At 67.1% G+C, this 7,957-nt stretch carries 1 protein-coding gene and 1 pseudogene; both read left to right on the forward strand.

All coding sequences use genetic code 11. The features are described 5' to 3' along the window. Window positions 1–18: 18 nt before the first annotated feature. On the forward strand, window positions 19–3,801 hold the full coding sequence (locus ACFWIA_RS34745) for an SDR family NAD(P)-dependent oxidoreductase (protein WP_387011265.1): 3,783 nt from the start codon (window positions 19–21) through the stop codon (window positions 3,799–3,801). Between the two features lie 122 nt (window positions 3,802–3,923). Continuing rightward, window positions 3,924–7,957, forward strand: a pseudogene (locus tag ACFWIA_RS34750) (type I polyketide synthase); the annotation flags it as partial.

Consider the following 7,957-nt stretch of genomic DNA (forward strand, 5'->3'; position numbering starts at 1 on the left):
GCGGGGAAGTCGGCGTTCCTGTTTACGGGGCAGGGTTCGCAGCGTGTGGGTATGGGGCTGGGTTTGGCGGCGGAGTTCCCTGCCTTCGATCAGGCACTGCGTGAGGTCTGTGCGGAACTCGACCCGCGGTTGGGCCGCTCGGTGCGGGAACTCCTTGCCTCCGACGGTGGGGTGTTGGAAGCGACGGAGTTCACGCAGGTGGTGTTGTTCGCGGTCGAGGTCGCGCTGTACCGCCTGGTGGAATCGCTTGGACTGCGCGCGGACTACCTGATCGGCCACTCCGTCGGGGAGATCGCTGCTGCGCATGTAGCAGGGGTGCTCTCGTTGCGTGACGCCTCAGAGCTGGTGGTGGCGCGCGGCCGTCTGATGGGTGGGTTGCCTGCGGGCGGGGTGATGGTCGCGGTCCAGGCCAGCGAGCACGAAGTGATCGGATCGTTGGCCGGGTTCGAGGGCCGCCTCGAAGTCGCGGCGGTGAACGGCCCGACTTCCGTGGTCGTCTCCGGTGACGAGGACGCAGCCGAGGAATGGCTCAAGCACTGGGAAGACCGCAAGACGACCCGACTGCGGGTGTCACATGCGTTCCATTCCCCGCGGATGGAACCGATGCTCGACGAGTTCCGGGCGGTCGCGGAGAGCTTGGAGTACGCAGCGCCGCAGACCCCGGTGGTGTCGAACGTGACGGGCGCAGTGGTGGAGGTGTTCGACGCCGACTACTGGGTCCGCCACGTACGCGAGGCAGTGCGTTTCGCTGACGGGGTCCGCACCCTGTGGGACCTGGATGTACGGCGCTTCCTGGAACTGGGTCCCGACGCGGTCCTGACCGCGATGGCGCGCCAGTGCCTCGACACCGAGACCGAGGACATCGACGCGGCGTTCCTCCCGGCCCTGCGGAGGAAGCAGAACGAGCCGGAAGCGTTCGCCGGGTTCCTCGGCCACGCCTACGCGGCCGGCATCACGGTGGAATGGGACACCTTCTACGCCGACACCGACGCCCAACGCATCGACCTCCCCACCTACGCCTTCCAGCGCGAGAACTACTGGCTGACCCGCAAGGCCAGTGCGGGTGATGCTTCGGCGGCGGGCCTGGATCGGATGCGGCATCCGGTGTTGGCGGCGGCGGTGCAGGTGGGTGACCGCGACGAGTGGGTGTTCACGGGCAGCATGTCCCAGGAGACGCAGCCGTGGACCCGCGACCACATGGTGTTCGGGATCGTCCTGGTGCCGGGCGCTGCAATGGTGGAAATGGCGCTGACCGTTGGCAGGCGGTTGGGTAGCGATGTGGTCGACGAGCTCGTCGTTGCCGCGCCTCTGGTCCTGGAGGATCACGTTACGCGGCAGATCCGGGTAACGGTCAGCCCGGTTGGTGAGGACGGTCGACGCGAGATCGCCTTCTTCTCCCGGATCGAGGCGGCCGAGGACGAGGTCACCGAACTGACGTGTCACGCCCGCGGCTGGCTCGCGCCCAAGGCCGAGCCGCTGGAGGCACTCTCCTTGCAGTGGCCGCCGGCCGAAGCCGAATCCCTCGCCGTCTCCGAGCTGTACACGCTGCTCAACCGGAACGCCCACCTCACCGACGTGGGCTTCGACTACGGTCCCGCCTTCCGCGCCGTACAGTCCGCATGGCGTAGGGACGGTGAGGTCTTCGCCGAACTGGCGCTGCCGGAGGCTGCCGGATCGTCTGACGGGTTCGCCATCCACCCGGCCATGTTCGACTCCGCCTTGCACGGCGGACTGGGAATGCTCGACATGGGTGAGGACAACCCCAGCGGGCTGCCGTTCTCTTGGTCCGGAGTCCAGTTGGCGCGCTTCGGCCTCACCAGGCTCCGCGTGAGGATCACGCTGCCGGACCCGACCTCTCTGCGGCTGGACATCGCGAGTGAGGACGGCTTGCCGCTGGCCTGTCTGCGGCGGCTCGACGTCCGCCCTGTTGAGCAGGCGCACCTGGAAGGCGCGCGGCGGGACAGCGAGCGCCACCTCTACGAGATGGACTGGGTTCCGGCCCAGGCTGTCGCGGGCGTCGCACGGACTGCCGGAATCGTCGCGATCGGTCCGGTCGGCGGAACGGTGGATCGCTTCACCGATCTGGCCGCGTTGGAGAAGACCCTGGCCGACGGAGCCAGCGCACCAGAGGTGGTGCTGGCCACTGTCGGTGCACTCAACCATGAAGTGGCCACCACCGCGCGTCCGACTGCTTCCGACGCCCTGACCTTGGTCCAGAAGTGGTTGGCGTGTGAAGCGCTGGCTGGTTCGCGGTTGGTGGTGGTGACTCGGGGTGCGGTGTCGGTTGGTGGTGAGGTTGCGGATGTGGCGCAGGCTGCGGTGTGGGGTTTGGTGCGGAGTGCGCAGTCGGAGCATCCGGGTCGGTTTGTTCTGGTGGATGTGGAGGGTGACCAGGAGCCGGATTGGGGTGCGTTGTTGGCGGTGGATGAGCCGCAGCTCGCGGTGCGTGATGGTCGGTTGTTGGCGCCGCGTCTGACTCGTGCGTCTGCCGGTGACGCGGTGACAGGCTTTGATGTCACGGGGACGGTGGTGGTCACTGGTGGTACGGGTGGTTTGGGTGCGGTGTTCGCTCGTCACCTCGCGGCCTCGCACGGTGTGCGTGACCTTCTGCTGCTGAGTCGTCGTGGTCCTGCGGCTGAGGGTGCTGCGGAGCTGGTTGCGGAGTTGGATGCGTTGGGTTGTGGGGCTCGGGTCGTGGCTTGTGATGTGTCCGACCGTGAGCAGTTGGCTGCGGTGTTGGGTGCGGTGGAGCGTCCGTTGACGGGGGTCGTGCATACGGCGGGTGTGTTGGACGACGGTGTGGTGGAGTCGTTGACTGCCGAGCAGATCGACCGTGTGATGCGTCCCAAGGTCGATGCGGCCTTGCACCTTCACGAGTTGACGGCCGATGCCGATCTCGCTGCGTTCGTGGTGTTCTCGTCGGTGGCGGCGTTGATGGGGAGTCCGGGGCAGGGTAACTACGCTGCGGCGAACGCTGCACTCGACGCTCTTGCTGCGACCCGCCGCGCCGCGGGACTGCCCGCCACGTCCCTCGCGTGGGGTTTGTGGTCGGATGCCGGAGGTATGGGTGCGCGGTTGGGTGAGGGGGAGCTTGCTCGTCTGGAGCGTATGGGTGCGAAGGCGTTGACGGTCGAGCTGGGGTTGGACCTGTTCGATCAGGCGTTGGCTTCGGGCGCGGCTCTGCTGGCACCGGTTCGTTTCGACACCGCGGTGTTGCGGGCCCAGGCCAGGGCCGGGAGCATCCCCGCGGTACTCCGCGGCCTGGCCCCCGGCGCTCGGCAAGTTGACACCCCGACGGTGTCCCTCAGGGACCAGCTCGCCGGGGTCTCCACCACCGACCGGGACAACATCGTCCTGGACATGGTTCGCGCCCAGGTGGCCGCTGTGCTGGGGCATTCCTCCGCCGCTGCCATCGAACCGGAGCGGGCTTTCCAGGAGATCGGTTTTGACTCGCTCGGCGCCGTTGAGCTTCGAAACCGGCTCAGCCAGGTCACAGGAATGCGCCTGCCGGCCACGTTGGTCTTCGACTACCCCACACCCGCGGAGATCGCACGATTGCTGCTAGCCGAGTTCGGCGGCGATGCCACCGAACCACCGATCGAGAAGGAACTGACGAAGCTGGAAGAAATGCTGCCCGGGATCGCCGAACCCGATCGGCGAAATGTTGCCGAGCGCCTGCGCCGACTGCTTTCCGTTGTTGCCGATGACGGAGAAGCGGAGAGCACGGCCGAGCGCATCGAAGCGGCCACAACGATGGATGAAGTCTTCCAGATGATCGACACCGAATTCGGCGAAGCGTGACGAGGGGCGCGGAAATGACACAGAACACGGAACAGCAGGAGAAGATCGCCCGCTATCTCAAGAAGATGGCGAGCGACCTCAACCAGGCTCGCGCGCGCCTTCGTGAGTACGAGTCCCGCGACGGGGAGCCCCTCGCGATCGTGGGAATGAGTTGCCGGTATCCGGGTGGCGTCACCTCGCCGGACGAGTTGTGGGAAATGGTGGCTGAGGGGCGCGACGCGATCGGCCCGTTCCCTGCTGACCGTGGCTGGGATCTGGAGCGGCTCTACGACCCCGACCCCGACCACCTCGGCACCGTGTACGCCAAGGAAGGCGGGTTCGTCGACGGAGCGACCGAGTTCGATGCCGACTTCTTCGGGATCAGTCCGCGTGAGGCGACGGCGATGGACCCGCAGCAGCGCCTGCTGCTGGAGTCGTCCTGGGAGGCGCTGGAGGACGCGGGCATCGACCCGATCCGCCTGCGCGGCAGCGACACGGGCGTGTTCTGCGGTGTCGGCCCGTCCGACTACGCCTCCATGCCCGCAGGCGCGCTGCCGCAGATCGAGGGCTTCCGCCTGACCGGCTCCACCACCAGCGTCGTGTCCGGCCGCATCGCTTACAGCCTTGGTCTGGAAGGCCCCGCGGTGTCCGTGGACACGGCCTGCTCCGCTTCCGCTGTTGCCCTGCACCTCGCGGTGACAGCTCTGCGTGCAGGCGAGTGCTCCCTCGCCCTCGCCGGCGGCGTCACCGTGCTGGCCGGGCCCTTCCTGCACATGGAGTTCAGCCGGCAGCGCGGCCTGGCACCCGACGGGCGGTGCAAGGCGTACTCGGCGTCCGCCAACGGGACCGGGTTCTCCGACGGCTTGGGCCTGGTGGTGCTGGAGCGGCTGTCCGACGCCAAGCGCAACGGCCGGCGAATCCTCGGTCTGATCCGTGGCAGTGCGGTGAATCAGGACGGTGCGAGCAACGGATTGACGGCGCCGAACGGTCCGTCGCAGGAGCGGGTGATCCGGCAGGCGCTGGCCAATGCTGGACTGTCTCCGTCTGACGTGGACGCGGTCGAGGGTCACGGCACGGGAACCGTTCTCGGTGACCCGATCGAGGCGCAGGCGTTGTTGGCGACGTACGGCGCTGAGCGTGACGGGGACCCGTTGTGGCTGGGTTCCATCAAGTCGAACATCGGCCACACCTCCACCGCGGCTGGTGTGGCGGGTGTGATCAAGATGGTGATGGCGTTGCGGCATGGTGTGTTGCCGTCGACGTTGCATGTGGATGAGCCGTCGCCGCACGTCGATTGGGCGTCGGGTGGGGTTGAGTTGTTGCGGGAGGCGCGGGAGTGGACGGTCGAGGGTCGTCCGCGTCGTGCGGGTGTGTCGTCGTTCGGTGTGAGTGGGACGAATGCGCACATCATTGTGGAGGAGGCGCCGGTTGAGGATGTGGTTGAGGCGGGGGGTGTTGCTGCGGGTGGTGGGCGTGGTGTGTCGGCGGTTCCGGTGGTGGTGTCGGGTCGTTCGGATGCGGCGTTGCGTGCGCAGGTGGAGCGGTTGCGTTCGTTCGTGACCCAGCGGCCTGAGGTATCTGTTCTGGATGCGGCGTTTTCGTTGGTGGGTTCGCGTGCGTTGTTGGAGCGGCGTGCGGTGGTGGTGGCTGGTGGTCGTGATGAGTTGATAGCGGGCTTGGCCGACATCTCCACGGGCGAAGCCGAAAGCTCCGTGGCGGGGAAGTCGGCTTTCCTGTTTACGGGGCAGGGTTCGCAGCGTGTGGGTATGGGGCTGGGTTTGGCGGCGGAGTTCCCTGCCTTCGATCAGGCACTGCGTGAGGTCTGTGCGGAACTCGACCCGCGGTTGGGCCGCCCGGTCCGGGAACTCCTTGCCTCCGACGACGGGGTGTTGGATTCGACGGAGTTCACGCAGGTGGTGTTGTTCGCGGTCGAGGTCGCGCTGTTCCGGCTGGTGGAGTCGCTTGGACTGCGCGCGGACTACCTGATCGGCCACTCCGTCGGGGAGATCGCTGCTGCGCATGTGGCGGGGGTGCTCTCGTTGCGTGACGCCGCGGAGTTGGTGGTGGCGCGGGGTCGTTTGATGGGTGGGTTGCCTGCGGGTGGGGTGATGGTCGCGGTCCAGGCCAGCGAGCCTGAAGTGATCGGATCGTTGGCCGGGTTTGAGGGTCGCCTCGAAGTCGCGGCGGTGAACGGTCCGACTTCCGTGGTCGTCTCCGGTGACGAGGACGCAGCCGAGGAGTGGCTCACGCACTGGGAGGGCCGCAAGGCGACGCGGCTTCGGGTGTCCCATGCGTTCCATTCCCCGCGGATGGAACCGATGCTCGACGAGTTCCGGGCGGTCGCGGAGAGCCTGGAGTACGCAGCGCCGCAGATTCCGGTCGTCTCGAATGTCACGGGCGCAGTGGTGGAGGCGTTCGACGCCGACTACTGGGTCCGCCACGTACGCGAAGCGGTGCGTTTCGCTGACGGGGTCCGCACCCTGTGGGACCTGGACGTGCGCCGCTTCCTGGAACTGGGTCCCGACGCGGTCCTGACCGCGATGGCGCGCCAATGCCTCGACACCGACACCGAGGACACCGACGCCGCGTTCCTCCCGGCCCTGCGGAGGAAGCAGAACGAGCCGGAAGCGTTCGCCGGGTTCCTCGGCCACGCCTACGCGGCTGGTGTCGTCGTGGATTGGGAGGCGTTCTACGCGGGCGTTGGTGCTGAGCGTGTTGATCTGCCGACTTATGCCTTCCAGCGGGAGCGGTTCTGGCTGTCTCCCGGTACGAGCACGGGTGACGTGTCGGCTGCTGGTCTCGTACCCGTCGACCACCCCGTACTCGCTGGTCGAGCGCTCATCGGTGACCGGGACGAATGGCTCTTCACTGGCCGCATCTCCACCGAGACCCAGCCGTGGACGCGTGACCATGTCGTCATGGGTTCGGTCATCGTGCCCGGTGTGGCGCTGGTCGAGATGAGCTTGGCCGCCGGGCTGGCGCTCGACTGCGCTGTACTGGATGAACTCGTCATCGAGACGCCGCTTGCCCTGGATGAGACAGGGGCGCGCCAGGTGCAGCTCATTGTCGGCCACTCCGACGATGTCGGGCGTCGCGAGTTCGTGATCTTCTCGCGTCCCGAGGGCGAGGACGTGGACATCCAGAGTGAGGCGACCTGCCACGGCCGCGGATGGCTGGCAGAAGAATCCGGGGCTACGCCCACTTGGGATCTCGAATGGCTGCCGCGAGACGCCGATCCTCTGTCCGTCGAAGAGCTCTACACCCGAATGGCCGACATCGGCTACGACTACGGTTCCTTGTTCCAGGGTGTGGTGGGGGCTTGGCAGGACGGGGATGACGTCTACGTCGATCTGGCCTTGCCGGACGAAGCCGGCGCGGACGACTTCGGAATTCACCCGGGGCTCTTCGACTCGGCGGTACAGAGCTCGCTGTTCGGCGAGAAGCCTGACGACACGCTCGTCATGCCGTTCTCGTGGAACGGCGTTCAGCTCAATCGCACCGGTGTGTCGCGCGCTCGCGCACGGCTCACTCCCGTGGGAGATGCCGCCTTCTGCATCGTGATCGTCGACGAGCAAGGCGAGCTGGTCCTCAGCATGGACAAGCTCGTCTTCCGTCCGGTCGACCAGGCCCAGCTGAAGCGGGCCGCAGGAGCTCAGGGTTCCCTCTACCAGCTGGACTGGACTCCGGTCACCGTCACACAGGCCCAGTCCGCCAGGGTCGCTGTGCTCGGTGGGCTTCCTCTTGAGGGCGAACCGTACGAGGACCTGGCCGCGCTGGATCGTGCGATCGCTGCGGATTCTGCTGCGCCCGACTTCGTGCTCACGGCTGTTGATGCCTCGGAGTCGACGAGTGCCGTCGGTGAGGTGTTGTCGGTGGTGCGGGAGTGGTTGGCGTGTGAAGCGCTGGTTGGTTCGCGGTTGGTGGTGGTGACTCGGGGTGTGGTGTCGGTTGGTGGTGGGGTTGCGGATGTGGCGCAGGCTGCGGTGTGGGGTTTGGTGCGGAGTGCGCAGTCGGAGCATCCGGGTCGGTTTGTTCTGGTGGATGTGGAGGGTGACCAGGAGCCGGATTGGGGTGCGTTGTTGGCGGTGGATGAGCCGCAGCTCGCGCTGCGTGATGGGCAGTGGTTGGCTCCTCGGCTGGCCCGTTCGGTTGCGGGGGCTTCCGACGCGGTCGTTGG

It is taken from the genome of Streptomyces sp. NPDC127068, from assembly GCF_042724695.1.
Taxonomy (GTDB): Bacteria; Actinomycetota; Actinomycetes; order Streptomycetales; family Streptomycetaceae; genus Streptomyces.